The organism is Streptomyces sp. NPDC048338 (assembly GCF_043201055.1).
In the GTDB taxonomy this organism is placed as follows: domain Bacteria; phylum Actinomycetota; class Actinomycetes; order Streptomycetales; family Streptomycetaceae; genus Streptomyces.
On record NZ_JBICYQ010000006.1, the window covers coordinates 95,092 to 121,074 of the forward strand.

23 protein-coding genes are annotated in these 25,983 nt (G+C 73.0%); 13 read left to right on the forward strand and 10 right to left on the reverse strand.

Features of this window, described 5'->3' with window-relative positions:
• Positions 1–78 precede the first annotated feature (78 nt).
• Complete coding sequence (locus ACGFZF_RS15870; RefSeq protein ID WP_393554390.1) at positions 79–717, reverse strand: fasciclin domain-containing protein; 639 nt, start codon at positions 715–717, stop codon at positions 79–81.
• A 221-nt stretch (positions 718–938) separates the two neighbouring features.
• On the opposite strand from ACGFZF_RS15870, the gene ACGFZF_RS15875 reads away from it, so the two are divergent.
• Complete coding sequence (locus ACGFZF_RS15875) at positions 939–1,523, forward strand: sigma-70 family RNA polymerase sigma factor (protein WP_393554392.1); 585 nt, start codon at positions 939–941, stop codon at positions 1,521–1,523.
• Positions 1,520–2,275, forward strand: a complete 756-nt coding sequence (locus ACGFZF_RS15880) for an anti-sigma factor domain-containing protein (RefSeq protein WP_393554394.1) — start codon at positions 1,520–1,522, stop codon at positions 2,273–2,275. The genes ACGFZF_RS15875 and ACGFZF_RS15880 overlap by 4 nt, the downstream gene beginning before the upstream one ends.
• A 107-nt stretch (positions 2,276–2,382) precedes the next feature.
• On the opposite strand, the gene ACGFZF_RS15885 is transcribed toward ACGFZF_RS15880, so the two are convergent.
• From ACGFZF_RS15885 to ACGFZF_RS15905, 5 genes are all read right to left on the reverse strand, one after another.
• A complete protein-coding gene (locus ACGFZF_RS15885; protein WP_393554396.1) occupies positions 2,383–3,297 on the reverse strand; it encodes an amino acid ABC transporter permease in 915 nt (304 codons plus the stop codon).
• Positions 3,294–3,959: an amino acid ABC transporter permease gene (locus ACGFZF_RS15890; protein WP_393554398.1), complete on the reverse strand. Its 666-nt coding sequence runs from the start codon at positions 3,957–3,959 to the stop codon at positions 3,294–3,296. The genes ACGFZF_RS15885 and ACGFZF_RS15890 overlap by 4 nt, the downstream gene beginning before the upstream one ends.
• A gap of 9 nt (positions 3,960–3,968) precedes the next feature.
• Complete coding sequence (locus ACGFZF_RS15895; RefSeq protein ID WP_356601721.1) at positions 3,969–4,814, reverse strand: glutamate ABC transporter substrate-binding protein; 846 nt, start codon at positions 4,812–4,814, stop codon at positions 3,969–3,971.
• Positions 4,815–4,856: 42 nt separating this feature from the next.
• Positions 4,857–5,612, reverse strand: coding sequence for an amino acid ABC transporter ATP-binding protein (locus ACGFZF_RS15900; protein ID WP_356601719.1), 756 nt, complete (start codon positions 5,610–5,612; stop codon positions 4,857–4,859).
• Positions 5,613–5,963: 351 nt separating this feature from the next.
• Complete coding sequence (locus ACGFZF_RS15905) at positions 5,964–7,682, reverse strand: IclR family transcriptional regulator C-terminal domain-containing protein (RefSeq protein WP_393554401.1); 1,719 nt, start codon at positions 7,680–7,682, stop codon at positions 5,964–5,966.
• A gap of 157 nt (positions 7,683–7,839) precedes the next feature.
• On the opposite strand from ACGFZF_RS15905, the gene ACGFZF_RS15910 reads away from it, so the two are divergent.
• The 3 genes from ACGFZF_RS15910 to ACGFZF_RS15920 all read left to right on the forward strand — a co-directional run bounded on the left by ACGFZF_RS15910 (position 7,840) and on the right by ACGFZF_RS15920 (position 10,237).
• Positions 7,840–8,277: a protein-tyrosine phosphatase family protein gene (locus ACGFZF_RS15910; protein ID WP_393554403.1), complete on the forward strand. Its 438-nt coding sequence runs from the start codon at positions 7,840–7,842 to the stop codon at positions 8,275–8,277.
• Positions 8,278–8,514: 237 nt separating this feature from the next.
• The gene (locus ACGFZF_RS15915; RefSeq protein ID WP_393554405.1) at positions 8,515–9,744 is read left to right on the forward strand and encodes an MFS transporter; all 1,230 of its coding nucleotides are present in this window, start codon (positions 8,515–8,517) and stop codon (positions 9,742–9,744) included.
• A gap of 70 nt (positions 9,745–9,814) precedes the next feature.
• Positions 9,815–10,237: a heme-binding protein gene (locus ACGFZF_RS15920; protein WP_393554407.1), complete on the forward strand. Its 423-nt coding sequence runs from the start codon at positions 9,815–9,817 to the stop codon at positions 10,235–10,237.
• A gap of 78 nt (positions 10,238–10,315) precedes the next feature.
• Here the strand turns inward: ACGFZF_RS15920 and ACGFZF_RS15925 are convergent, their stop codons facing one another.
• Positions 10,316–12,670 carry a collagenase gene (locus tag ACGFZF_RS15925; RefSeq protein ID WP_393554409.1) on the reverse strand — a complete coding sequence of 785 codons (2,355 nt, stop codon included), beginning with the start codon at positions 12,668–12,670 and terminating at the stop codon, positions 10,316–10,318.
• Positions 12,671–12,913: 243 nt separating this feature from the next.
• On the opposite strand from ACGFZF_RS15925, the gene ACGFZF_RS15930 reads away from it, so the two are divergent.
• From ACGFZF_RS15930 to ACGFZF_RS15965, 8 genes are all read left to right on the forward strand, one after another.
• Positions 12,914–14,290, forward strand: coding sequence for an aminopeptidase P family protein (locus ACGFZF_RS15930; RefSeq protein WP_393554411.1), 1,377 nt, complete (start codon positions 12,914–12,916; stop codon positions 14,288–14,290).
• A gap of 206 nt (positions 14,291–14,496) precedes the next feature.
• Entirely contained in the window at positions 14,497–15,687 is a 1,191-nt protein-coding gene (locus ACGFZF_RS15935; protein WP_393554413.1) for an NAD(P)/FAD-dependent oxidoreductase, read from the forward strand.
• Positions 15,688–15,731: 44 nt separating this feature from the next.
• Positions 15,732–16,079, forward strand: coding sequence for a (2Fe-2S)-binding protein (locus tag ACGFZF_RS15940; protein ID WP_393554415.1), 348 nt, complete (start codon positions 15,732–15,734; stop codon positions 16,077–16,079).
• A gap of 64 nt (positions 16,080–16,143) precedes the next feature.
• The gene (locus tag ACGFZF_RS15945) at positions 16,144–17,712 is read left to right on the forward strand and encodes an NAD(P)/FAD-dependent oxidoreductase (protein WP_393554916.1); all 1,569 of its coding nucleotides are present in this window, start codon (positions 16,144–16,146) and stop codon (positions 17,710–17,712) included.
• Positions 17,713–17,795: 83 nt separating this feature from the next.
• Positions 17,796–18,716, forward strand: coding sequence for a dihydrodipicolinate synthase family protein (locus ACGFZF_RS15950; RefSeq protein WP_393554417.1), 921 nt, complete (start codon positions 17,796–17,798; stop codon positions 18,714–18,716).
• Positions 18,717–18,746: 30 nt separating this feature from the next.
• Positions 18,747–19,748 (forward strand): proline racemase family protein, encoded by a 1,002-nt coding sequence (locus ACGFZF_RS15955; RefSeq protein ID WP_393554419.1) that lies wholly within the window; start codon positions 18,747–18,749, stop codon positions 19,746–19,748.
• A gap of 141 nt (positions 19,749–19,889) precedes the next feature.
• Positions 19,890–20,579 (forward strand): GntR family transcriptional regulator, encoded by a 690-nt coding sequence (locus ACGFZF_RS15960; protein WP_393554421.1) that lies wholly within the window; start codon positions 19,890–19,892, stop codon positions 20,577–20,579.
• A 115-nt stretch (positions 20,580–20,694) separates the two neighbouring features.
• The gene (locus ACGFZF_RS15965; RefSeq protein ID WP_393554423.1) at positions 20,695–21,459 is read left to right on the forward strand and encodes a hypothetical protein; all 765 of its coding nucleotides are present in this window, start codon (positions 20,695–20,697) and stop codon (positions 21,457–21,459) included.
• Between the two features lie 68 nt (positions 21,460–21,527).
• On the opposite strand, the gene ACGFZF_RS15970 is transcribed toward ACGFZF_RS15965, so the two are convergent.
• The 3 genes from ACGFZF_RS15970 to kdpA are packed head-to-tail and all read right to left on the reverse strand — an operon-like array spanning position 21,528 to position 25,980.
• Positions 21,528–22,202, reverse strand: a complete 675-nt coding sequence (locus tag ACGFZF_RS15970; protein ID WP_393554424.1) for a potassium-transporting ATPase subunit C — start codon at positions 22,200–22,202, stop codon at positions 21,528–21,530.
• A gap of 8 nt (positions 22,203–22,210) precedes the next feature.
• A complete protein-coding gene (gene kdpB, locus ACGFZF_RS15975) occupies positions 22,211–24,319 on the reverse strand; it encodes a potassium-transporting ATPase subunit KdpB (protein WP_393554426.1) in 2,109 nt (702 codons plus the stop codon).
• A complete protein-coding gene (gene kdpA, locus ACGFZF_RS15980) occupies positions 24,316–25,980 on the reverse strand; it encodes a potassium-transporting ATPase subunit KdpA (protein WP_393554428.1) in 1,665 nt (554 codons plus the stop codon). The genes kdpB and kdpA overlap by 4 nt, the downstream gene beginning before the upstream one ends.
• Positions 25,981–25,983: the final 3 nt, after the last annotated feature.

Below are 25,983 nucleotides of genomic sequence, written 5' to 3' on the forward strand. Positions count from 1 at the left end.
CCCCTGGTTCCCGGGTCACGGGAGCCAGGGGGCGACGCGGCGCCGGGGTGTGCCGGCCTCCGCCGCCGGCGGCCGGGACTACTTCGGCATCAGGACCGTGTCGACGATGTGAACCGTGGCGTTGGCCGTCGGCACGTTGCCGCAGACGACCTTGGACGAGTCGTTGACGGTGTAGCTCTCACCGGAGCCGCTGGTGGTGAGCATGCTCTTCTCCAGCGTCTCGAAGGAGCCGTTCTCCAGCTGCTTCGGCGTCAGCTTCTGACCCACCACGTGGTACGTGAGGATCTTGGTCAGGGTCTCCTTGTCGGCCAGCACCTTGTCCAGGTCGGCCTTCGGGATCTTGGCGAAGGCGTCGTTCGTCGGCGCGAACACCGTGATGTTCTCGGCGTTGTTGAGGGTGTCCACCAGGCCGGCCTGCTTGACCGCGGACACCAGGGTGGACAGCTCCGGGTTGTTCGACGCCGCGGTGGCCACCGGGTCCTTGGCCATGCCGTCGAAGCTGCCCGCGCCGTCCTTGGGCACCGAGGCGCACGCGGGACCGAACGGACCGGCCATGGGGGTGGCCGCCTCCGCGGGCGACGACGACGCCGCCTCGGGGGCCGCGGCCTGACTCTCGGACTTCTTGTCACCGGAGTCGGAGCACGCGGTCAGCGCCAGCGGGAGGACGGCGGCGGCGGCCACGGCGACGGCGGCGCGACGGAAGGTCTGAGCGTTCATGTTCACTCCTGAGTCATGGAGCCCCACCCGGCGGTGAAGCACACCGCGTATTCGGCGCGCCCTCGCATCCGGATGGCTCTGTCGCCCGAAAGAGTGACGATTCCGCTCGCGACCGGGACGATTCCCGGGGCCCGACGAGATCGGTCGCCGTCCGACCCATCCGCCCGGCCGTCGGCTCCGAATCCCTGGCGTATCCGAGTACTTCCTGGAGGAACTCCCCGGTGAGAGAGAACGTGCACATCGGCAGAGCGCCGTCCGCGGCGCCGGACCTGCCCGATTTGATGGGGCGGGTGGCGCAAGGCGACCAGCAGGCGTTCACGGCCGTCTTCGAGGCCGTGTCCGGACCCGTGCTGGGGCTCGTCCGTACCGTGCTGCGGGACCCGGCCCAGTCGGAGGAGGTCGCCCAGGAGGTCATGGTCGAGGTCTGGCGGACCGCGGCCCGCTACCAGCCGTCGAAGGGATCGGTCATGAACTGGGCCCTGACGCTCGCGCACCGCCGGGCCGTCGACCGGGTCCGGTCCGAACAGGCCTCGTCCGACCGCCAGAAGCGTGTGGCGCTCCTGGACCACACCACGGCCTTCGACGAGGTCGTGGAGCAGGTGGAGACCCGGCTGGAGCGCGAGCAGGTACGGCGCTGCCTGCGCGGGCTCACCGAACTCCAGCGCCAGTCGGTGAACCTCGCGTACTACCGCGGCCTGACCTACCGTGAGGTCGCCGAGCTGCTGTCCCTGCCGCTGGGCACCGTCAAGACACGACTGCGCGACGGCCTGATCCGGCTTCGTGACTGCCTGGGGGTGGGCGCGTGAACACCGCGGATCTGCACACGTTGACGGGCGCCTACGTGCTCGACGCCCTCGACGCCGACGAGCGCGACGCCGTCGAGAGGCACCTGGCGGACTGCGCCTCCTGCACCCAGGAGGTGCTGGAGCTCTCCGAGACGGTGACCCGGCTCGGCCTCGCCGTGGCCGAGTCCCCGAGCGCCACCCTGCGCACCGAGGTGATGCGCCGGATCGGGACCGTACGGCAGGAGCCGCCGGCGACCGCGGCGACGGCGCGTGCGATGTCCGGGCAGCGGCGGTTCCGCCGCCTCACGCACTGGGCACTGGCCGCCTGCCTCGCGGCCGCCGTCGGCCTCGGAGGCGTCTCGGTCTGGCAGTACCAGCGGGCCGAGGACGCCCGGCAGGAGGCCCGGCAGGCGCGCAGCGCGAACGACTCCGTCGCCGCGGTCCTGGCCGCCCCCGACGCCCGTGTCAGCACCGCGCCGTTGCAGGACGGCGCGGTCGGCACGGTGGTGGTGTCCGCGTCCCTGAACCAGGCGGTGTTCGCCGCCTCGGGCATGCCCGCACCGCCCGGCGGCAAGGTCTACCAGCTCTGGTACAACGACGGCGGGACCATGCGCTCCGCCGGCCTCATGGACTCCGGCGCCCCGGCGGCCGCCACCCTGCTGGCCGGCCCGGTGGACAGGGCCTCCGGCATGGGCGTCACCGTGGAACCCGCCGGTGGGTCGCCGGAGCCCACCTCGGAGCCGGTGGCCCTCATCGAGTTCCCGGCGGCCTGACCGGGCGGGCGGCGCGGCCCGGGGGCTCCCCCATCGTCCCCGGTCCGCGCGTTCCCGCCGTTCCCGCCGTCTCCGGCTTCGGGCGCGGTCCGCCGCCCGTACGGTCGTCACTTCGTCCCGTCGGCCTGCCCGGTGTGTTCGCCCGGTGTGGCCAGTTCGTCCACGGCGTCGGCGCCGACGACCGCGCCCGTCGACTTCCTGGCCCGCCGCAGCCGTCGTTCCAGGCGGCCGGCGAAGGTGGTCAGGGCGAAGTTCAGGATGACGAAGACGACGGCGACGACGGTGAAGCTGGCGATGGTGTTGGCCCCGTAGTTCGCGCTCATCGGCCGCACCGAGGCGAGGAGCTCGGAGAAGCCCAGCATCGCGCCGCCGAGCGCGGTGTCCTTGACGATGACGACGAGCTGGCTGACGAGCGCGGGCAGCATCGCGGTGACCGCCTGCGGCAGCAGGACGTTCGTCATGGTCTGGCCCTTGCGCAGGCCGATCGCCTTCGCCGCGTCGGTCTGGCCCCTCGGCAGGGCCAGGATGCCGGCCCGCACCACCTCGGCGAGGACGGAGGCGTTGTAGAGGACGAGTCCGGTGACGACCGCGTACAGCGGGCGGGACTCGGGACTGATGTCGGTGAACTCGGCGTAGGCGGAGTTCGCGAAGAGCATCAGGATGAGCACCGGGATGGCGCGGAAGAACTCCACGATCGTGCCGGCACCCGCGCGGACCCACCCGTGCTCGGACAGCCGCGAGACGCCGAGCAGCGCGCCGAGGGGCAGCGCGACGATCATCGCGGCCACGGCCGCGATGAGGGTGTTCTTCAGGGCGGGCAGCAGGAACGTGGTCCAGGTGCGGGAGTCCGTGAAGAACGGCTTCCACTTGGCCCAGTCGAGCTGGTTCTTGTCGGCGAGCGCGGCCACCACCCACCAGACGACCCCGGCGAGAGCGACCACGAACAGCACGGTGTAGAGGACGTTGCGCCGCTTGGCCCGCGGGCCGGGGACGTCGTACAGGACGGTCGGCGTCTCCTTCATCGCTTCACCGCCACCTTCTTGGCGACCCAGCCGAGGAACAGCCCGGTCGGCAGGGTGAGGCAGATGAAGCCGAAGGCGAAGATCACCGAGATGAGGATCAGCTGCGCCTCGTTCTCGATCATCTCCCGCATCAGCAGCGCCGCCTCGCCGACGCCGATCGCGGCGGCGACGGTCGTGTTCTTGGTGAGCGCGATCAGGACGTTGGTCAGCGGGCCGACGACCGAGCGGAAGGCCTGCGGCATCACGATCAGGCGGAGCGTCTGCGGGAAGCTGAGCCCGATGGCGCGCGCGGCCTCGACCTGGCCGAGGGGCACGGTGTTGATGCCGGATCTCAGCGCCTCGCAGACGAAGGCCGAGGTGTAGGCGATCAGGCCGAGCACGGCCAGGCGGAAGTTGATGGTGGTGAAGTCCTTCGCGCCGAGATCGACGCCGAGCGTCTGGAAGAGGCCCAGCGAGGTGAAGACGATGATCACGGTCAGCGGGATGTTACGGACGATGTTGATGTAGACGGTGCCGAAGCCCCGCATGAGGGGGACGGGGCTGACGCGCATGGCGGCCAGCAGCGTCCCCCAGATCAGGGAGCCGATCGCGGAGTACACGGTGAGCTGGATCGTCACCCAGAAGGCGGCCAGCAGGTCGTACCCTTCGAGGAAGTCGAACACGGCGACCCCTCACTTGACGATGACGCCGATCTCCGGGGCGGGTTCGTTCTGGTACTCGGCGGGTCCGAAGTTCTTCTTCACCGCCGCGTCCCAGGAGCCGTCGTCCACCATCTTGTTCAGGGCGTCGTTGATCTTGTCGGTGAGCTCGCTGCCCTTCTGCACGCCGATGCCGTAGTTCTCGTTGCTCATCTTGAAGCCGCCGAGCTTGAACTTGCCCTCGGACCCCGGCTGCGAGGCGTACCCCGCCAGGATCGAGTCGTCGGTGGTGATGGCGTCGATGACACCGTTCTCCAGGCCGGTCAGGCACTCCGAGTACCCGCCGTACTCCTGCAGCTGGGCCTGCGGGGCGAGCTTCGTCTTGACGTTCTGCGCCGAGGTGGAGCCGGTCACCGAGCAGAGCTTCTTGTTGTTCAGGTCGGACGGCTTGGTGATCGAGTTGTCGTCCGCGCGGATCAGGACGTCCTGGTGGGCCAGCAGGTACGGCCCGGCGAAGTCGACCTTCTTCGCCCGCTCGTCGTTGATCGAGTACGAGGCGGTGATGAAGTCCACGTCGCCACGCTGGAGCAGCGTCTCGCGGTCGGCGCTCTTGGCCTCCTTCCACTCGATGTCGGCGGGGTCGTAGCCGAGCTGCTTCGCCACGTAGGTCGCCACGTCGACGTCGAAGCCGGTGTACGTGCCGTCCGGGGTCTTGAGGCCGATGCCCGGCTGGTCGAACTTGATGCCGACGGTGATCTTGTCGTCGCCGTTGCCGGAGCCGCTGCTTCCGCCGTCGTCGCCGCAGGCGGTCAGGGAGAAGGAGAGCGCCATCGCGGCCGCGCCGGCGACGCATGCCTTGGTGAGCCGGATCTTGTTCATGGTGATCACCCTTGGGGGCTGCGGTGCGCGGGGCGGCCGCGCTCAGTGATGGAGGATCTTGGACAGGAAGTCCTTGGCGCGGTCGCTGCGCGGATTGTTGAAGAACTCGTCGGGCGTCGTCTCCTCCACGATCCGGCCGTCGGACATGAAGACGACGCGGTTGGCGGCGGAGCGGGCGAAGCCCATCTCGTGGGTGACGACGACCATCGTCATGCCGTCCCGTGCGAGCTGCTGCATGACCTCCAGCACCTCGTTGATCATCTCGGGGTCGAGCGCGGACGTCGGCTCGTCGAAGAGCATCACCTTGGGTTCCATGGCGAGCGCGCGGGCGATCGCCACCCGTTGCTGCTGGCCGCCGGAGAGCTGGGCCGGGTACTTGTCCGCCTGGGACCCCACCCCCACCCGGTCGAGCAGCGAGCGGGCGTGCCGCTCGGCCTCCTTCTTGTCCTTCTTGCGGACCTTGATCTGGCCGAGCGTGACGTTCTCGAGGACCGTCTTGTGCGCGAAGAGGTTGAACGACTGGAAGACCATGCCGACGTCGGCCCTGAGGGCGGCCAGCTCGCGGCCCTCCGCGGGCAGCGGCCGGCCGTCGATGGCGATCTCACCGGAGTCGATGGGCTCCAGCCGGTTGATGGCGCGGCAGAGGGTCGACTTCCCGCCGCCGGACGGGCCGATGACCACCACGACCTCGCCCCGGCGCACGGTGAGGTCGATGGACTGGAGCACGTGGAGCGCGCCGAAGTGCTTGTCGACGTTCCTGAGGACGACGAGCGCATCACCACCGTCCGGAACGGGCATGGCAGCCTCCTGGTCGCCCCCGTCGTGCCGCTGCCTCCCCACGTTCATGCTCCGCCCAACATCCGGCGCGCGCACGCCGGAGCCGCCGAACGGCTGCCCCGGGGCGAGGGGGTGTCTTGTCGATCAGGCCGGGTCAGTGAGCGGTGTGCCGGGGCTTCGGATCCAAGGCGGAGGATGGGGGTCCCTCCCACGCCGCAGGCTGTGGGGGCGAGTCATGGCGGAGCCATGCCGACCGACGACAACGCCGGAGAGGGAGTCGCGGGACACCGCGAGCCCGGCAAGATCGGCAAGACGCCCCCAGGACCGGGCGCGTCCGATGATCGGCGCGCGCCCGGGAGGGTCCGGAGGTGCTCAGACCTCCGGCACGCGGGCGAAGCGCCCCGCCGTCGAGAGGTCCGCCTCGATCCGGGCGGCGCAGTCGCGCAGCTCGGGAAGCACCTCGGCCAGGCACTCCTCGACCGTGCGCCGGCTGCTGTGCATGGCGACGTTGACGGCGGCCACCACCGCTCCCGTCCGGTCGCGCACGGGGACCGCGAGGGAGCGCAGGCCCTGTTCGAGCTCCTCGTCCACGAGGGCGTACCCCTGCTCGTGCACCCGGTCCAGGATCGCGGCGAGCTCCCGGTGGGCGGTCACCGTGTGCGGCGTGAGGGCGGGCCGCTCGGTGCCGGCCAGCCAGCGGGTGCGGGCGGCGGGCGGGAGTCCGGCGAGCATGACGCGGCCCATGGAGGTGGCGTGCGCCGGGAAGCGGGTGCCGACGGTGATGTGGACGCTCATGATCCGGCGGGTGGCCACCCGGGCGGTGTAGCGGATGTCGTCGCCCGCGAGCACCGCGAGGGAGGCCGAGTCGTGGACCCGCCGGGACAGTCCGGCGAGGTGGGGTGCGGCGATCTGCGGCAGGGGCATGCGGGCCAGCGAGGGGAAGCCGAGGCCGAGCACCCGGGGGGTGAGCCGGAACAGGCGACCGTCGGCCTCGACGTACCCGAGGTGCCGCAGGGTGATCAGCGCACGCCGGGCGGTCGCGCGGGCCAGCCCGGTGGCCTCGGCGACGGCGGCGAGGGGGAGCTCGGCCCGCCCCTCCCCGAAGGCGGTCAGCACCGTCAGACCCCGGGCCAGTGACTCGATGAACCCCCGGCCGAGTTCCTGCTTCGAGTCGTGGGTCCATTCCGCCAGACCCGAGGGCGGGGGCGGCGCCTCCTCGGCGGCACCGTCCGGCGAGACCGGTGGGCGCAGCACCTCCTCCCAGCTCCGTACGGCGGCCGCGAGGCGGGGCAGCACCGTGTCGCGGAGGGAGGCGGCGGTGTGCCGGCTGGTGTGGCTCACGACGCTCGCCACACAGGTCACGGCTCCGTCGGCGCCCCGTACGGGCAGGGCCACGGCGACCAGGCCCGGTTCGATGAGCTGGTCGTCCAGGGCCCAGCCCCGTTCGCGGGCCAGGGCCGCGCGCGCGGCGAACTCCGTGTCGTCCGGCCCGGTCGCGGACGGCACGGCGGGGAAGCCGGCGCCCAGGGGGTCCGCGGCACGGCGGGCCCGCCAGTGTGCCCAGTGCGCCGGCGTCCAGTCGGCCGCGAACAGGGCGCCGGGAGCGGTGCGCTCGGCGGGGAGCAGGTCGCCGATGCGGAAGCTGAGGGACATCGCGCGTCGGCGGGTGGACTGGTGGACGACGCGGGTGCCGTCGCCGTCGGCGACCGCGAGCGAGACGGACTCGTCGAGGGCGTCGGCCAGGGCGTCCGCGTGCGGGCCGAGGAGCGCGGGGAGGCGGAGCCCGGCCAGGTAGGCGTTGCCGAGCTCCATCAGGCGCGGTGCCAGGTGGACGTCGCGGCCGTCGAGGCGGACGTACCCCATGCGGGCCAGGGTGCCGGTCACCCGGTCGACGGTGGCGCGCGCCAGGCCGGTGCCGCGTTCCAGGGCGCCGAGGCCGAGGACCCCGTCGGCGTCGGTGAGCAGGCGCAGCACGCCGATGCCGCGCACCAGCGGCCCGACGGCCTCCGGCGGCAGCCCGTCCCGGGGCGCGGAAGCGGGCGCGGCGGGCGGTTCGGGCTCGACGGGCGGCACGGTGTCGGTCGCTTGCATGGGCTCTCCCTGACGGAACGTGGAGGACACCGTAGTGAAGTGCGGCGGCGCGGGTCGCACGTGTCCACACCCGGCCGCGGCCGCGGCCGGCGGGAGGCTCCGCACCAGGGCCCTCGTTCCGCCCCGTGCGGGGCGGGGCGGCGACTACGGTGGGGCCATGACCGCGACCTGGGAAGCGACGGACACCGGCGTACTCCGGCTGCCTTCCGGGCGCCTCGTACGGGGGCGCGGGCTGCGCCGCCCCCTGCCGGACGGGCCGACGCCCGGCTTCGCCGTGTACCTCCTGGGAAAGCCGCCGGCCGAGGTCCCGTGGGAGGCGCGATGGCTGCGCTGGCCCGACTTCCGGCTGCCGAGCAGCCGGGCGGAGGCGGTGACGCTCCTGCGTGAGGCATGGGAGCGGTCCGCCGAGGAGCGCGTGGAACTCGCCTGCGCCGGCGGCCGGGGGCGTACGGGCACGGCCCTGGCCTGCCTCGCGGTCCTCGACGGCGTCCCGGCCGACGAGGCCGTGGAGTACGTGCGCCGCCACTACCACCCCGGCGCGGTCGAGACACCGTGGCAGAAGCGGTACGTACGCCGGTTCACCGGCAGCTCCTGACGGTTCACGGCCGGACCCGCCGCCCTCCGCGGCGCACGCGCGGACCGACCCCGACCGTGCCGCCCGCCGAACGCACGCTCCCCACCGGCGCGCCCTCCGTCGCGGCTGCCGCCACCTGATTGCCCTTTGCCTGCATCAGCCCGCGCCCGCATTAGCCCGCGTTTGCATTTATCCAGCGTGCACAACTATTGTCGACGCAAGCAAGCAACGCATGCAATCAACGGAAGGTGCTTCGCCATGCCTCTCGCGCTCCTGGCCCTGGCCATCGGGGCCTTCGGGATCGGCACCACCGAGTTCGTGATCATGGGAGTGCTCCCGCAGGTCGCGGGTGACTTCGGTGTCTCGATCCCCACCGCCGGCTGGCTGGTGACCGGATACGCACTCGGTGTGGTCTTCGGCGCCCCGCTGCTGACGGTGCTCGGCACGAAGGTGTCCCGCAAGAAGATGCTCCTCTTCCTCATGGGGCTCTTCGTCGTCGGCAACCTGCTGTCCGCGGTCGCCCCCTCCTTCGGCCTGATGCTGACCGGCCGGATCGTGGCCTCGCTGGCCCACGGCGCGTTCTTCGGCATCGGCTCGGTGGTCGCCGCCGACCTCGTCGCACCGGAGAAGAAGGCGTCCGCCATCTCCCTGATGTTCATGGGCCTGACCGTGGCCAACATCGTGGGGGTCCCGCTGGGCACCTCCATCGGCCAGGCCGCGGGCTGGCGCGTCACCTTCACCCTCGTCGCCGCCCTCGGCGTGCTCGGCTTCCTCGGCGTGGCGAAGCTCGTCCCCTCGACGGGCCGGCCGGAGAGCCCGGACGTGCGTTCCGAGTTCGCCGCCTTCAAGAACGTCCAGGTCTGGCTCGCCATGGCGATGACCGTCCTCGGCTACGGCGGCGTGTTCGCGGCGATCACCTACATCACGCCGATGATGACGGAGGTCGCCGGCTACACCGAGGGCGCGGTGACCTGGCTGCTGGTCCTCTTCGGCATCGGCATGTTCCTGGGCAACATCCTCGGCGGGAAGTTCGCCGACCGCGCCCTGATGCCCCTGCTCTTCACCACCCTGACCGCCCTGTCCGTGGTGCTGCTGGTCTTCACCGCCACCGCGCACCACAAGGTCCTGGCGGCGATCACCCTCACGCTGATCGGCGCCCTCGGCTTCGCCACCGTCCCGCCGCTGCAGAAGCGGGTCCTCGACCAGGCCTCCGCCGCCCCGACCCTGGCCTCCGCCGCCAACATCGGCGCCTTCAACCTCGGCAACGCCCTGGCCGCCTGGCTCGGCGGCGTCGTGATCGCCGCGGGCCTCGGCTACACCGCCCCCAACTGGGTGGGCGCGCTGCTCTCCGGCTCCGCCCTGCTCCTCGCGATCCTCGCCGCCTCGCTGGACCGGCGGACGAAGGCCCGGACGCGGCTCGTGGCGCAGGGCGCCACGCCCCAGGCCGCTCCGGCGCAGGCGGCGCCCGCGCCGGCCGGCCGGCACTGAACCGGTTCCGCACCGGACCGGCACCCCCGACCCTCTCCCCCACCGTTCACCGCGTCACGAAGGAAGCACCATGAGCACCACCACCGCCGTCACCCCGCTGACCACGCAGGACGCCGAGGTCCTGCTGAGCGCGGCCCGCCGCGCCGCCGAGAGCGCCGGGGTCACCGTCAGCGTCAGCGTCCTCGACGCGGGCGGTCACCTCCTCGCCTTCCGGCGAGACGACCGGGCGGTCCTCGTCTCGGGCGAGACCAGCACCCGCAAGGCCTACACGGCCCTCCAGCTCGACTCGGCCACCGCCGACCTGGTCGACCTGGTCAAGCCCGACGGCCCCTTCCACTCGCTGACCACGGCCCTCGACCGGCCGCTCCTCTTCATCGCCGGCGGGCTCCCCGTCCACCGCGACGGCCGGCTGATCGGCGCCATCGGCGTCGGCGGCGGTGCCCCCGAGCAGGACCACGGCTTCGCCACGGCCGCCGTCGCCGCTCTCGGCTGACCCGCGCCGCTTCGGCCGCAGCCCCCTCCCGGCCCGGCCGGGAGGGGGCTGCGGCGTACTCCGGGTCGCCGCCGCGGCTCAGCGGCGCAGCGGGCCCTCGCAGACGAAGGACGAGGTCCCGGCCCGCCGGTCCGACCAGATCTCCACCGGGCCGAACGAGCAGTTCATGTCCGCGAAGTTGTCGCCGCCTCGCAGGCTACGGTCGAGCACGAAGTAGTCGACCGTCTCGGACATGTCCTTGAACACCCGGTCCGGATCGCCCGCGTCGGCGAGGTTCGCCGTGACGCGCCCGGCGCACCGGAAGCGCGGCAGGACCTTGTCGGCGACCGTCGTGCAGGCGGGGGTGCTGCCCGTGGCGGCGGCGAAGGCGGAGCGTATCGCCGCCGCCGTCGCGTACCGCAGCCCGGCTGTCGGCCGGTGGCTCGTGTCCGGCACGAACAGGTCGTCCACCCGGGCGATCTGCCGGTCGAGGAAGGCGTCGTAGTCGCGCTGGGTCCCGGCGTCCCGGCCGATCCGGTCGCGCCAGGTGTCGTACCCCTGCACGTCCCCGGCGCGAAGGTAGCCGTACATGGCCTGGAGCAGGGCGGGCCGCTCCGTCCACAGGTACTCGAAGAAGGTGCCGGCGTAGGGGTAGAAGCGGAAGCCGTCGCCCTCGTAGGTGGCGTGCAGGATCCGGTGGACGCTCATGCGCGGCCCGCCGCCCGCGGTGTCCCGGATGACGCCCTGGACCAGGGACTTGCGCACGGCGATGCCGTCGTCGCGGGTGGCGCCGTCGAAGAACTCGGCCGTGCCCTCGTCCATGGCGGTGGTGCGGTCGTTCTCGTACCACGGACCCTCGCCGAAGAAGCCGGGGACGGCGTAGCGGCCGTTGAGGTAGTGGACGTACTCGTGGCGGAAGAGCTCTTCCAGGGTGAGGCTGGAGTCCTGGGGGACGCGCCGCTGGTAGGTGTAGAAGGTGGCGCCTCGCTCGATGTAGACACCGCCGTTCTCGGTGCCCATACCGGTCAGGAGCGGGTGGTAGGTCTCGTAGTCGCGGCGCGAGGCGTACAGCACGACGGTGAGGACGGCGTTGGGATCGCCGGCCAGCGGCTGCTCGGTGCCGAGGACCCGGTGGAACTGCGCCTTCACCTGCTTGCTCGCGTAGTAGAGCTGGTCGACGGTGGCCCGGTCCAGTCCGGTCCTGACCTTGATCGCGCCCTGGTCGTAGGTGTACGTGTGCGGGAAGATCCGCGCCTCGATGTCGGCCTTGCAGACACGGTACGGCGCGCAGGCCTCGTAGTGGTTCAGCCAGTTGACCAGGGAGGCCCAGGGGGCGCTGCCGGTGCCGAAGCCGCTCTCGACGGGAGCCAGCAGGGCACCGAGGTCGGCGACGGTCCCGGCCCTCAGGCCGTCGATCTGCCCGAAGCGGCCGTACTCGCCGAGGGCGTCGCGCACCAGCCACTCGTTCGCCGTGCCCTTCAGATGGGTGTGGCCGGCGAAGGCCTTGAACGCGGCGCGGTAGCCGGGGCTGCGTTCGACGGCCGCGCGGAAGGCGGTGTCCTGGTTGCCCGGGTAGACGCCGAGGTAGTTCACGGACAGCGCGGCGAGCGCCGCCCCGGCCCAGCCGGGGTCCCCGGAGGTCTCCGGGTGTGCCGCGTCCATCCGCGTCAGGACCTCGCTGATCAGGCCGAGTTGATGCTGCCGCAGCCCCGGTGCGCTGGCCGCGTAGAGGGCCTCGCGGAGGGTCTGGGCGTTCTGCGGGGTGACGTCGAAGGTGCGCGGGGCGGCGGCATAGGCGGCGACGGCCGCGCGTATCGCCTCGACCGTGGGCGCGTCCGTGATGTCGATCTCGGGGCGGCCGAAGTCGTGGTAGGCGACCGCGTGGAGGTAGGTGAACATCTCCGGCAGATGGCTGGATCCGGTGCCGTCGTGGCCGGCGGCGAGGGAAGCGATCCGGGCGGCGACGGCCTGGACGTGGGCATCCGACATCACCGGAGCGAGACGCGCGTCCCAGGTCCAGACGAGTCCGCGCAGGCAGCCCTCGGCCTGCACGGCGGGGTCCGCGAGGAAGTCCGCGAGCTGAGTGGGTGTCAGGCCGGTGACACCGTCGAGCGTGCACGGCACGCCGGCCGCGGTCACGGCCGAACGATCCGTCGCACGGCGGGCGTTCGCCTCGTTCCCGAGGGGCCGGACGCCGGGTACCCGGCCGGCGGTGACGCCGAGGGGTGCGGCGGCCGGCCGGCTCACCGGCACGGGAGCCTTGCCCAGACGCTCGACCTCGTCGTGCGGCTTCGGGACGTACGACACCGGCGCGGCCGGCGGGGTCTGCCGGGCCGCGAAGGCGGCGGGCACCTCGCGGCCCACCGCCTGCGCGCTCTGCCCGAGGGGCGCGGTGAGTGAAGCCGCGAGGGCGGTGGCGATCAGGGTGGAGCGCAGGACTCTGTGCTGGGACACGAGGTCTCCTGACATGGGGGGTGGGTGGGAACGCCGAACTGCCCGCGGGGCCAAGGGTGTTGCGGTCGTCGAACCCTTGGAGGCCGCGGCACGGCGTGTAACATAGCAATGTGAAATTGCACTGAGAAGCCTCATGCACCGTCAGTTTCCTTATCCGTCACACCGGATACCGCCGGCCGGCCTTCGCGACCCTGCCGCGCCGTGCCACGCCCGCACCGCCTCCCACCCTCAGGAGTGCTGCCCATGACCGAGACGCCCGCGCGCCCGTACACCGCCGGTCACGACCTGCCGGTGTCCCCGGAGCTCGCCGCCTTCATGACCGAGGGCTGGGCGCCCTCACCGCTGCCGGACGGCACCCGCGCCCCCGGCGCCGGCCTCACCCCCGCCCGGCGTGCCCGGCTGTCCGCCCGCTTCCCCGGCGAGCGGCTGATCGTCCCCGCGGGCGAACTGCGGGTCCGCTCCAACGACTGCGACCACCGCTTCCGCCCGCACTCCGCCTACGCCTGGCTCACCGGCCTGACCGGGGAGGACCAGGCGGGCCACGTCCTCGTACTGGAGCCGGACGGGGCGGGGCACGAGGCCGTCCTGTACATCCGGCCACGTTCACCGCGCGACGGCGGCGAGCGGGGCGAGGAGTTCTACCGCGACCGCCGCTACGGTGAGTTCTGGGTGGGCCGCCGCCCCGACCTCGCCGAGGCCGGACGTCTCACCGGCATCCGCTGCGCGCACCTGGACCGCCTCGCGCTGCCGCCGCCCGGGCGGGATGCCGCCACCGACCCGGAACTCGCCTCCGCGCTCAGTGAGTTGCGTCTGATCAAGGACGACTGGGAGGTCGCACAGCTGCAGGCCGCCGTGGACCACACGACGGCCGGCTTCGAGGACGTCGTACGCGCCCTCCCCCGCGCGCTGACCCACCGGCGGGGCGAGCGCTGGATCGAGGGCGTCTTCGACCTGCGCGCCCGCGCCGAAGGGAACGGCACCGGTTACGAGACCATCGCGGCCTCCGGCGCCCACGCCTGCGTCCTGCACTGGACGCGCAACGACGGCCGGCTCCACCAGGACGACCTGCTGCTCCTCGACGCGGGCGTGGAGACGGACACCCTCTACACCGCGGACATCACCCGCACCCTGCCCCTGTCCGGCCGCTTCTCGTCCGTCCAGCGGCAGGTGTACGACCTGGTCCTGGCCGCCCAGGAGGCCGGGATCGCCGCGCTGCGCCCCGGCGCGGCCTACGGGGACTTCCACCGGGCGTGCGTGCGGGTCATCGCCGAGGGCCTCGCCGACTGGGGCGTGCTCAAGAACCCGCGGGGGGACCTGCACCGGCGCTACACGCTGTGCAACAGCGGGCACATGCTCGGACTCGACGTGCACGACTGCGCCCGGGCCCGGGCGGCGGAGTACCGGGACGGAACCCTGGCCGCGGGGCACGTCCTGACCGTCGAGCCCGGGCTGTACCTCCAGCCCGACGACGAGACGCTGCCGCCCGAACTGCGCGGCATCGGCGTCCGCATCGAGGACGACCTGGTGATCACGGAGGACGGGGCGCGGCTCATGTCCGGCGCCCTGCCCCGTACCGCCGACGCGGTCGAGTCCTGGATGGGCGCACTGCTCGACGGCTGACCCGCGGCGAGCGGCCCGCGAAGGCGGCGCGCGGCTCCCGGCGGCGCGGTCCGTCCGCGCGGCTCCCGGGAGCCGTGGGCGCCGCCGTCCCGTGCGGCTCCCGGCGGTGCGCGCGGTCCTGCGGCTGCCGGGACGGTCCAAATCCGCTGCGGACGGCCGGTGTTGGGACCCTTGGCAAGCACAGTGGCATGTGAAATATTACCGCCGTGCCCACGAGACACTCCTCCACGGCGCCCGACGTCATCGTCGTCGGCGCCGGCATGATCGGCGCGGCCTGCGCCTACTACGCCGGCCGCGCGGGCCTGTCCGTCACCGTGCTCGACCGGGGCCCGGTCGCGGGCGGCACGACCGGGGCCGGCGAGGGCAACCTCCTCGTCTCCGACAAGGAACCCGGCCCCGAGCTCGAACTCGCCCTGCTCTCGCACCGCCTGTGGCGCGAACTGCCCGATCCGCTGCGGGGGCGGGCCGAGTTCGAGCCCAAGGGGGGCCTGGTGGTCGCGTCCGACGGGGCGGGGCTGGACGCCCTCCGCCGGTTCGCGGCGACCCAGCGCGCCGCGGGCGTCGAGGCGCACGAGGTCCCGGGTGACCGGCTCCACGACCTGGAACCCCGTCTCGCCGACGGCCCGGCCGGCGCCTTCCACTACCCGCAGGACGCCCAGGTGCAGCCCGCGCTGGCCGCCGCCCGGCTGCTGCGCGCCTCGGGAGCCGTACTCCGCCTCGGTGAGGAGGTCACCGCCCTCCTCACCGGACCCGACGGATCGGTCCGCGGCGTCCGCACCTCGACCGGCGCCTCCGTCCATGCCCCGTACGTGGTGAACGCGGCCGGAGCCTGGGGCGGCGCGCTGGCCCGGCTCGCCGGCACCGAACTGCCGGTCCTCCCCCGCCGCGGCTTCGTCCTGGTCACCGAGCCGCTGCCGGCGCTGGTGCGGCACAAGGTGTACGCGGCCGACTACGTCGCCGACGTCGCCAGCGACTCCGCCGCGCTCCAGACCTCCCCCGTCGTCGAGGGAACCCCCGCGGGACCGATCCTGATCGGCGCGAGCCGTGAACGGGTCGGCTTCGACCGCTCGTTGTCGACCGAGGCCCTCGGCCGGCTCGCCGCGGGAGCCGCACGCCTGTTCCCGGTGCTGGCCGGGGTGCGGGTGACGCGCGCGTACGCGGGCTTCCGTCCGTACCTGCCGGACCACCTGCCGGCGATCGGCCCGGACGCACGGGTCCGGGGGCTGCTGCACGCCTGCGGACACGAAGGGGCCGGGATCGGGCTCGCCCCGGCCACCGGACTGCTCGTCGCACGGTTCCTGACCGGCGCCGATCCGGGCCTCGACGCCCGCCCCTTCCGCCCGGGGCGCTTCGCTCCGGACGGCGCGGACCCGCACCGGGCCGGCGGGCCCGCATGAACCCCGACGCCCCGCACACCGTTCCCCGTCGACTGGGAGAGAGCATGTTCCGTCGCCTCACGCCCCGCCCGGCCCGGCACCGCACACCGCAGTCGCTCGTGGACGCGCGGACCGGACCGGCCTTCGTCCTGACCTTCGACGGGCGGCCCGTCGACGCCCTTCCCGGCCAGTCGCTCGCCGCCGCGCTCTGGGGTGCGGGCATCACCGCCTGGCGCACCACCCGGGTCGGCGGGCGTCCGCGCGGGGCGTTCTGCGGTATCGGCCAGTGCTTCGACTGCCTGGTCACCGTCAACGGCGAGCCCAACCGGCGGGCCTGTCTCGTCCCGGCCACGCCCGGCGACGTCGTCACCCGCCAGGAGGGACACGGCCGTGACGCGCTCGACCGCTCCTGACGGCCGGTCCGCCGGACCGGCGGGGCGCGCCCGTACCGGCGACCCCGCCGAGCCGTACGACCTCGTGGTGGTCGGCGCGGGCCCGGCCGGGCTCGCGGGCGCGGTCACCGCCGCCGAGCAGGGCCTCTCGGTGGCCCTGCTCGACGGGGACGCGGGGCTGGGCGGCCAGTTCTACCGCCAACCGGCCCCCGCGCTGGGTGCCACGCGGCCGCAGGCGCTGCACCACGACTGGCCGGCCTTCGCCGCACTGCGCCGGCGATGGGAGGCGAGCGGCGGCGTCCATCTGCCGGAGCACCACGTGTGGACGGTGGTGGCCGAGCGGCTCGCCGGCCCCGCGACGGGCGCCGGCGGAGCGGGCTGGGCGGTGCACGCGGCCACCGGCCCCGACGGCGAGGGCGGCCGCCCGGAGCCGGTACGGGGACGGGCCGTGCTGCTGGCGACCGGCGCGTCCGAGCGCCACCTGCCCTTCCCCGGTTGGACCCTGCCCGGAGTCGTGGGGGCGGGCGGCGCCCAGGCCATGCTCAAGGCGGGGCTGGTCCTGCCCGGCAGGCGCGTCGTCGTCGCGGGCAGCGGGCCGCTGCTGCTCGCGGTGGCCTCGTCGCTGACCGCGGCGGGAGCCCGGGTGCCCGCCCTGGTGGAGGCCGCGGGATACCTCGGCTACGCACGCCGGCCGGGCGTCCTCGCGGCCTCGCCCGGCAAGGCGGCCGAGGCCGTCGGGCACCTCGCACCCCTCCTGCGGCACGGAGTGCGCGCCTACGTCCGGCACGCGGTGATCCGCGCGCACGGCACGTCACGGGTGGAGGCCGTGACCGTGGCCCGGCTGGACCGTGACTGGCGGCCGGTGCCCGGCACCGGGCGGATCGTCCGCTGCGACGCCGTGGCCGTGGGGCACGGGCTCGTGCCCCGGATCGACCTGGCCACCGCACTCGGCTGCGCCGTGCGCAGCACCGCGGACGACGCGCCGGCCCTCGTCCTCGACGCGGGTCAGGCGACCTCGGTGCCCGGAGTGTGGTCGGCGGGCGAGACGGCCGGCCCGGGTGGAGCCCGACTGGCGCTGATAGAGGGCGAGTTGGCTGCTCTCGCGGTGGCACGCCGGTTGCGGGGCGACACCGCCGGGGCCCCGCGCGGGCGACTGCGGGCCCTGCTCCGGGCGCGGACCCGGCTGCGGGCCTTCGCGGCGCTGATGGCCGCGGCCCACGCGCCCGGCGAGGGCTGGCGGCACTGGCTCGACGACACGACGGAGATCTGCCGCTGCGAGGAGGTCACCGCCGGCCGGATCCACGAGGCGGTGGAGGACCTCGGCGCGGGCGACGCCCGCTCGGTCAAGCTCCTGACCCGGGCGGGCATGGGCTGGTGCCAGGGACGCGTGTGCGGCGCGGCCGTGGCCTGTCTGGCCCGCGGCGGTGCGGCACCGGCCACCGGCGGCCCGCCGCTGCCCGCCTCGCCCGAACGCCGCCCGCTGGCCGTCCCGGTGACCCTGGGGGCCCTCGCGGCCCTGGCCCCGCCGCGACCGGCACCCACGGACACGGCCACGCCCCCGGGATCCGCACCCGCACCCGCACCCGGCGATGCCTCCGCTCCTGCCCCCGCCGACACCCCTGCCGACACCCCCGACGGCCCGCGGCAGCCGTGAAGGCACGTACGGCGACGTCCGCAGCCCTGACCGACAGACCGCCGGCACCCCGGCCCACCACTCGTCCTCCGGAAGGGATCTCCATGACCACCTCCCCCGCCTCCCCGCACTGGACCCCCTCCCGCCCGTGGCGCGGCATCATGGTCGCCACCGCCCTCCCCTTCAGGGACGACCTGTCCGTCGACCACGACGCGTACGCCGCCCACGTCCGCTGGCTCCTCGACCAGGGCTGCGACGGCGTGGTGCCCAACGGTTCGCTCGGCGAGTACCAGACCCTGACCGACGAGGAGCGCGCCCGGGTCGTCCGTACGGCGGTCGAGGCCGCGGGCGACGGGGCCCGGGTGATGCCCGGTGTCGCGGCCTACGGCAGTGCCGCGTCGCGCCGCTGGGCCGAGCAGGCCGCCGAGGCGGGCTGCGGCTCCGTCCTGCTGCTGCCGCCCAACGCCTACCGTGCCGATCACGGGGCGGTCCGGGCGCACTACGCCGAGGTGGCCGCCGCCGGGCTTCCGGTCGTCGCCTACAACAACCCGCACGACACGAAGGTGGACCTCACCCCCGCCCTGCTCGCCGAACTGCACGCGGCCGGGCACATCGTGGCCGTGAAGGAGTTCAGCGGCGACGTCCGCCGCGGCTACGAGATCGCCGAACTCGCCCCCGAACTGGACCTGCTGATCGGCGCCGACGACGTACTGCTCGAACTGGCCGTGGCGGGCGCGGTCGGCTGGGTCGCGGGCTACCCGAACGCCTTCCCGGCCTCCTGCGCGGAGCTCTACCACGCGGCGGTCGCCGGCGACCTGGAGCACGCGCTGCCGCTCTACCGGGCCCTGCACCCGCTGCTGCGCTGGGACTCCAGGACGGAGTTCGTCCAGTCGATCAAGCTGTCCATGGACATCGCCGGGCGCACCGGCGGCCCGTGCCGCCCGCCGCGCTCGCCCCTCGCCGGTGCCGTCGCCGCCGACGTACGGGCCGCCACCGAGAAGGCCGTCGCCGACGGCCGCCGCTGACCCGATCCGGCACCGAGAGGAGTCCCCACGTTGCGCACCCGTCATGTGTTCCACGCCGTCGACTCGCACACCGAAGGCATGCCCACCCGTGTCGTCACCGGAGGTGTCGGGGTGATCCCCGGCGCCACCATGGCCGAACGCCGTCTGCACTTCCTCGAGCACCTGGACCACCTGCGGACGCTGCTGATGTACGAGCCGCGCGGCCACGCCTCCATGAGCGGCGCCCTGCTCCAGCCGCCGACCAGGCCGGACGCCGACTTCGGGGTGCTCTACATCGAGGTGTCCGGGCTCCTGCCCATGTGCGGGCACGGCACGATCGGGGTGGCGACCGTCCTGGTGGAGACGGGGATGGTGCCGGTGAGCGAACCCGTGACCACCGTCCGTCTCGACACCCCCGCCGGGCTGGTGCGGGCGGAGGTCCGGGTCGAGGACGGCGCCGCGAAGGAGGTGTCGCTCACCAACGTGCCCGCCTTCTGCGCCGCCCTCGACCGCGAGGTGAAGGTGCCGGGCCTGGGTACCGTCGCGTACGACCTGGCGTTCGGCGGCAACTTCTACGCCTTCGTCGACCTGGACGCGCTCGGCCTGCCCTTCGACCGGGAGCGCAAGGAGGACCTGCTCGCGGCCGGCCTGGCGATCATGGCGGCGATCAACGAGTCCGACCGGCCCGTTCATCCGGTCCACCCGGAGATCGGCGGGCTCAAGCACGTGTACCTCACCGCGCCCGGCTCCGACGCCCGGCACTCGCGGCACGCCATGGCCATCCATCCGGGCTGGTTCGACCGCTCCCCGTGCGGCACCGGGACCTCCGCGCGGATGGCCCAGCTGCACGCGCGCGGACTGCTCCCCCTGGGACAGGACTTCGTCAACGAGTCCTTCATCGGCACCCGGTTCACCGGCCGGCTGGTCGAGGAGACCGAGGTGGGCGGCGTCCCCGCCGTGGTTCCCGTCATCACCGGGCGGGCGTGGATCACCGGTACCGCGCAGTACTTCCTGGACCCGGACGACCCGTTCCCCGGCGGGTTCCTGCTCTGACGTGCGCGCGAACCGGCCCTGGGCGAGGCGCCGTTGCCTGGTCCCGGCTCTGTCGACGACCGTGAAAACGTGACATTGTACGCTGATGCACCGCCCGGATCCGGAAGCCGGGCGTGACAAGCGGAAGTCGGGGAACGGCACATGGGCCATCTGAAGACGAGCCATCTCATCACCACGCGCGAGCGGCTGCGCGACCAGGTGGCCCACGCCCTGCGGGCCGCGCTGATATCCGGTGAACTACGGCCCGGCCAGGTGTACTCGGCACCCGGCCTGGCCGAGGACTTCGGCGTGTCCGCGACCCCCGTCCGGGAGGCCATGCTCGACCTCGCACGCGAGGGACTGGTCGAGCCGGTGCGCAACAAGGGCTTCCGGGTCACCGAGGTCGACGAGCGCGATCTCGACCAGTACACGGACATCCGGCTGCTGATCGAGGTGCCGACCGTCGGCCGGGTCACGCTCACCGCGGACCGCGCGGACCTCAGGGCGCTGCGCCCGATCGCCGAGGAGATCGTGGCGGCGGCCCGGGCCCACGACCTCATCGGGTACCTGGAGTCCGACCGCCGCTTCCACCTCACGCTGCTCGGCCTGTCGGGTAACCAGCGACTGGTCGAGACCGTCGGCGACCTGCGCAAAAGGTCCCGGCTGTACGGCCTGACCGCGCTGGACGAGCGGGGTGAGCTGCTGCCCTCGGCGGAGGAGCACCTGGAACTCCTCGACCTCATGCTGGCCGGCGACGCGATGGGCGCGGAGGCGTGCATGGTCCGCCATCTCAGCCATGTGCGCTCGCTGTGGGCCCGGGGCGGCTCCGCCGCCCGACCCGCGGCCGAGTGACGTTTCGTGCCCGGCGCGCGCTGAACGAAGCGTGAACACGGTGACAGGGTGGATTCCGGTGGACGGCCGACGGCGTGGCGGGCACGCACGAGCGGGCATGCGGGTGCGTGGCTGAATGTTCCGTCTCTCCCCGCGCTCCTGGCTGTTCCTCACGGTGCCCGTGGTCGCCCTGCTGGTGATCGTTGCGATGCTGTCGTTCCCGTCCACCCGGTCCCGGGGGGACACGCCGGCGCTGCCGCCCGTCCCCGCCACCCCGCTCCCGGACGCCGCGCTGCCCGGCGGCGCGACCGCCCAGCTCTCCAAGTGCCGGGTGGACGACGGACCCCGGCCCGCGGCGGTCGGCGAGGGCGAGAAGGACGCGCTTCCGCAGCTGGCCTACGGGGGCTACGGCGCCGAGGACCCGGGACCGGGGCGCGGCCAGCCGCACTTCACCGTCCACATGGCGGTCGCGGTCGGGCACCGTCCTCTCCTCCTCGGAGCCCCGGTGTCCGCGGGCCGGGTCACGCTCGACGTCTTCGGCCCGCACGGCGAGGGCCGACGGGCCTCCGTCCGCGGGCTCACGGCGACGGTCGTCACGGACGACGTCCCCTCCGAGGCGGTGCCTCCCCCGCCCGGCGGCTTCCGCATCGCCCCCGGCAAGACGCTGTCGCTCGACGTGGAGCTGCCGGCCGCGGCACTCTGCCCCGGCTACACGCTGTTCACCGTGGGTGCCTGTTCGCCGGAGCGGACGAACGACGCGCAGGACTGCCCGGTGCTGACGCTCACCCTCTCGGACCCGGCCGTGCGGGACTACCGCGCGGCGGTGACCGGCCGGGATCCTGCCTCGATGAGCGACCGGCTGGTCGCGGTGTCCCTGGAGCCGGAGATCTCCGGGGCGTGAGCCCGCGGGGCCGGCCCCGCGGGCCGACGGTGCGGTCCGCCGGGGCGGACCGCACCCGGGTGCCGGCGTCAGCCCGCGGCGGCCACCAGGGACCTGAGGGCGATGTTGAGCTTCAGGACGTTGACGCGGGGCTCGCCGACGAAGCCGAGGAGACGGTCCTCGGTGTGGTCGGCGACGAGCCTCTCGACCCGCTCCACGGGGAGGTGGTTCCTCTCCGCGACCCGGCGGACCTGGAGTCGGGCGTACTCCGGGGAGATGTGCGGGTCCAGGCCGGAGCCGGAGGACGTGACGGCGTCGGCCGGCACGTCGGACGGCTTCACCGGGTGGCCCGCGGTGGAGTTGTCCGCGACGACGGCCGCCTTCGCGTCGGTGACCCAGCTGATCAGGTCCGCGTTGTCACCCGAGCGGTTGGTGGCTCCGGAAAGAATGATCTTGTACTGGGTGTTGACGCTGTTGCTGCTGAGCCCGTTGGACGGGCGCGGCTGGAACCACCGCAGGTCGGGCTCGGGCGTCTCCTGCCCGTCCTTCAGCGGCAGGTCGTACGTCTGGCCGATGAGCTCGGAGCCGACGACCTTCCCGCCGCCGTCCCTGATCGGGGACCCGTCGGCCTTGCCGGGGAAGGCGAGCCGGGCGACGCCGGTGACGGCCAGCGGGTAGAGCACGCCGCAGACGAGGGTCAGGACGAGCAGGGCACGCAGGCCCGCCCAGAGCACGCGGCCGGTGTTTCCTACCGAGTTGTTCATGACGACGATCAGCCGATTCCGGGGATGAGGGAGAGGAGCAGGTCGATGAGCTTGATGCCGGCGAAGGGGGCGACCAGGCCGCCGAGTCCGTAGAGGCCGAGGTTGCGGCGGAGCAGCCGGTCGGCGCTCGTGGGCCGGTAGCGGACGCCCTTCAGGGCGAGCGGGACCAGGGCCACGATGACCAGCGCGTTGAAGACGACGGCGGACAGGATCGCGGACTCCGGTGAGGCCAGCCCCATGATGTTGAGCCTGTCCAGCGAGGGGTAGGCGACCGCGAACATCGCGGGGATGATCGCGAAGTACTTCGCGACGTCGTTGGCGATCGAGAAGGTCGTCAACGCACCTCGGGTGATGAGGAGTTGCTTGCCGATTTCGACGATCTCGATGAGCTTGGTCGGGTCGGAGTCGAGGTCGACCATGTTCCCGGCCTCCTTGGCGGCCGAGGTGCCGGTGTTCATCGCGACGCCGACGTCCGCCTGTGCCAGCGCCGGCGCGTCGTTGGTGCCGTCGCCGGTCATGGCGACGAGCTTCCCGCCCGCCTGTTCGCGCTTGATGAGCGCCATCTTGTCCTCGGGCGTGGCCTCGGCGAGGAAGTCGTCGACGCCGGCCTCCTCGGCGATCGCCCTGGCGGTCAGCGGGTTGTCACCCGTGATCATGATCGTCCTGATGCCCATCCGGCGCAGCTCGTCGAAGCGTGCGCGCATGCCCTCCTTGACGACGTCCTTCAGGTGGACGACACCGAGGACGCGGGCGCCCCGTTCGTCCTCGACCGCGACGAGGAGCGGTGTGCCGCCCGCCTCGGCTATCCGGTCGGCCAGGGCGGCGGCATCCGCGGGGACCTCGCCGCCCTGTTCGCGGACCCAGGCGATGACGGCGCCGGCCGCGCCCTTGCGGGTCCGGCGGCCGTCGACGTCGACGCCCGACATGCGGGTCCGGGCCGTGAACTCGATCCAGGTGGCACCGGCGAACTCGCCCTGGTGGCGTTCGCGCAGCCCGTACCTCTCCCTGGCCAGGACGACGACGGAACGGCCCTCGGGGGTCTCGTCGGCGAGCGAGGACAGCTGGGCGGCGTCGGCGAGTTCGGCCTCGGTGACGCCCTCGACCGGGACGAACTCCGCCGCCTGGCGGTTGCCCAGGGTGATGGTGCCGGTCTTGTCGAGCAGCAGTGTCGACACGTCGCCGGCGGCCTCGACGGCCCGCCCGGACAGGGCGAGCACGTTGCGCTGGACGAGGCGGTCCATGCCGGCGATGCCGATCGCGGAGAGCAGCGCGCCGATCGTGGTCGGGATCAGGCAGACCAGGAGCGCGGTGAGCACGATCATCGAGGTCTGCTCGTCGGCGCCGGCGTAGATCGCGAAGGGCTTGAGCGTGACGACGGCCAGCAGGAACACGATGGTGAGGGACGCCAGCAGGATGTCGAGGGCGATCTCGTTGGGTGTCTTCTTCCGGGACGCGCCCTCGACCAGGTTGATCATGCGATCGAGGAAGGTCTCGCCGGGCTTCGTCGTGATCTTCACGACGATCCGGTCGGACAGCACCTTCGTGCCGCCCGTCACCGCGGACCGGTCACCGCCCGACTCCCGGATGACCGGCGCCGACTCGCCGGTGATGGCCGACTCGTCGACGGAGGCGACCCCCTCGACGACGTCGCCGTCGCCCGGGACGACGTCACCGGCCTCGCAGACCACCCTGTCCCCGACGCGGAGCTCGGTGCCGGGCACCCGTTCCTCGCCGGTCCTGGTGATCCGGCGCGCCACGGTGCCGGTCCGGGCCTTGCGCAGGGTGTCCGCCTGCGCCTTGCCGCGGCCTTCGGCCACCGCCTCCGCGAGGTTCGCGAAGATCGTCGTCAGCCACAGCCACGCGGCGATGGCCCAGCCGAACCAGTCTCCCGGGTCGGCGACCGCCAGTCCGGTGGTGAGCACCGAGCCGACGAGCACGACGAACATCACGGGCGACTTGATCATGACGCGCGGGTCGAGCTTGCGCAGCGCGTCCGGAAGGGAGGTGAGCAGATGCCGGGGGTCGAACAGGCCCCCGCCGACGCGGCCGCCGGAGGTCGGCCGCGGTCCGGTCGGCACGTCCGGGTGGGGCGTCCGGGGAGGGGTGATGGTGCTCATGCTGCGAGCCCTTCGGCGAGCGGTCCCAGCGCCAGGGCCGGGAAGTAGGTGAGACCGGTGATGATCACGATGGTGCCGACGAGGAGTCCGGCGAACAGCGGCTTCTCGGTGCGCAGGGTGCCCGCGGTCTCGGGGACGGACTGCTGTTCGGCGAGCGAGCCGGCGAGGGCGAGGACGAACACCATGGGCAGGAAGCGGCCGAGCAGCATCGCGATGCCGATCGTCGTGTTGAACCACTGGGTGTCCGCGTTCAGGCCCGCGAAGGCGGACCCGTTGTTGTTGGCGCCGGAGGTGTAGGCGTAGAGGATCTCGGAGAAACCGTGCGCGCCCGTGTTCGTCATCGAGCCGGCCGGGGTCGGCAGGGCCATCGCGACGGCGGTGAAGCCGAGCACGAGGGCGGGGGTGACGAGGATGTAGCAGGCGGCGAACGTGATCTGGCGGGTGCCGATCTTCTTGCCCAGGTACTCGGGCGTGCGGCCGACCATCAGTCCGGCGACGAACACCGCGATGACCGCCATGATCAGCATGCCGTAGAGGCCGGACCCGACACCGCCGGGCGCGATCTCGCCGAGCTGCATGCCCAGCATCGTGATCCCGCCGCCGAACCCGGTGTACGAGGAGTGGAACGAGTTCACCGCGCCGGTCGAGGTGAGCGTGGTCGCCACGGCGAAGATCGACGAGCCGGCGATCCCGAAGCGGGTCTCCTTGCCCTCCATCGCGCCGCCGGCCAGGTCGAACGCCGGGCCGTGGTGCGCGAACTCCGTCCACATCATCAGCGCGGTGAAGCCGAGCCAGACGGCCGCCATCGTGCCGAGGATCGCGTACCCCTGCCGGAGCGAGCCGACCATCCGGCCGAAGGTACGGGTGAGCGCGAAGGGGATGACCAGGATCAGGTAGATCTCGAAGAGGTTGGACAGGCCGTCGGGGTTCTCGAAGGGGTGGGCCGAGTTGGCGTTGAAGTAGCCGCCCCCGTTGGTGCCCAGCTCCTTGATGACCTCCTGGGAGGCGACCGCCCCGCCGTTCCACTGCTGGGTTCCGCCCGTGAACCGGCCGACCTCGTGGATGCCGGAGAAGTTCTGGATCGCCCCGCAGGCGACGAGGACCAGGGCGCCGACCACGGAGATCGGCAGCAGGACCCGGACGGTGCCGCGGACCAGGTCGGCCCAGAAGTTGCCCAGTTCACCGGTACGGGAACGGGCGAAGCCGCGGACCAGCGCGACCGCGACCGCGATGCCGACGGCCGCCGACACGAAGTTCTGCACCGCGAGGCCGCCGGTCTGCACGACGTGACCCATGGCCTGCTCGCCGTAGTACGACTGCCAGTTGGTGTTCGCGACGAAGGAGGCGGCCGTGTTGAACGCCTGGTCCGGGTCGATGGAGGCGAAGCCGAGCGACCCCGGCAGGAAGCCCTGCGCGCGCTGGAGCAGGTAGAGGAAGAGGACGCTCACCGCGGAGAAGGCGAGCACGCCGCGCAGGTAGGCGGGCCAGCGCATCTCCACCGACGGATTCGCGCCGATCGCCTTGTAGATCCACTTCTCGGGCAGGTAGTGCCGCTCCGAGGAGTAGACACGCGCCATGTGGTCACCCAGCGGCCGGTACGACAGACCGAGCGCGGCGACCAGGGCGAGGAGCTGGAGCACTCCAGCGAGGACGGGACTCATATC

What these genes read in the sequence shown, in the direction of transcription:
- ACGFZF_RS15930 (WP_393554411.1), top strand. Translation starts at nt 12,914, where the DNA reads ATGACCGAGACGCCCGCGCGCCCGTACACCGCCGGTCACGACCTGCCG.
- ACGFZF_RS15885 (WP_393554396.1), bottom strand. Translation starts at nt 3,297, where the DNA reads ATGAAGGAGACGCCGACCGTCCTGTACGACGTCCCCGGCCCGCGGGCC.
- ACGFZF_RS15940 (WP_393554415.1), top strand. Translation starts at nt 15,732, where the DNA reads ATGTTCCGTCGCCTCACGCCCCGCCCGGCCCGGCACCGCACACCGCAG.
- ACGFZF_RS15870 (WP_393554390.1), bottom strand. Translation starts at nt 717, where the DNA reads ATGAACGCTCAGACCTTCCGTCGCGCCGCCGTCGCCGTGGCCGCCGCC.
- ACGFZF_RS15960 (WP_393554421.1), top strand. Translation starts at nt 19,890, where the DNA reads ATGGGCCATCTGAAGACGAGCCATCTCATCACCACGCGCGAGCGGCTG.
- ACGFZF_RS15900 (WP_356601719.1), bottom strand. Translation starts at nt 5,612, where the DNA reads ATGCCCGTTCCGGACGGTGGTGATGCGCTCGTCGTCCTCAGGAACGTC.
- ACGFZF_RS15920 (WP_393554407.1), top strand. Translation starts at nt 9,815, where the DNA reads ATGAGCACCACCACCGCCGTCACCCCGCTGACCACGCAGGACGCCGAG.
- ACGFZF_RS15915 (WP_393554405.1), top strand. Translation starts at nt 8,515, where the DNA reads ATGCCTCTCGCGCTCCTGGCCCTGGCCATCGGGGCCTTCGGGATCGGC.
- kdpB (WP_393554426.1), bottom strand. Translation starts at nt 24,319, where the DNA reads ATGAGCACCATCACCCCTCCCCGGACGCCCCACCCGGACGTGCCGACC.
- ACGFZF_RS15965 (WP_393554423.1), top strand. Translation starts at nt 20,695, where the DNA reads ATGTTCCGTCTCTCCCCGCGCTCCTGGCTGTTCCTCACGGTGCCCGTG.
- ACGFZF_RS15950 (WP_393554417.1), top strand. Translation starts at nt 17,796, where the DNA reads ATGACCACCTCCCCCGCCTCCCCGCACTGGACCCCCTCCCGCCCGTGG.
- ACGFZF_RS15910 (WP_393554403.1), top strand. Translation starts at nt 7,840, where the DNA reads ATGACCGCGACCTGGGAAGCGACGGACACCGGCGTACTCCGGCTGCCT.
- ACGFZF_RS15905 (WP_393554401.1), bottom strand. Translation starts at nt 7,682, where the DNA reads ATGCAAGCGACCGACACCGTGCCGCCCGTCGAGCCCGAACCGCCCGCC.
- ACGFZF_RS15895 (WP_356601721.1), bottom strand. Translation starts at nt 4,814, where the DNA reads ATGAACAAGATCCGGCTCACCAAGGCATGCGTCGCCGGCGCGGCCGCG.
- kdpA (WP_393554428.1), bottom strand. Translation starts at nt 25,980, where the DNA reads ATGAGTCCCGTCCTCGCTGGAGTGCTCCAGCTCCTCGCCCTGGTCGCC.
- ACGFZF_RS15970 (WP_393554424.1), bottom strand. Translation starts at nt 22,202, where the DNA reads ATGAACAACTCGGTAGGAAACACCGGCCGCGTGCTCTGGGCGGGCCTG.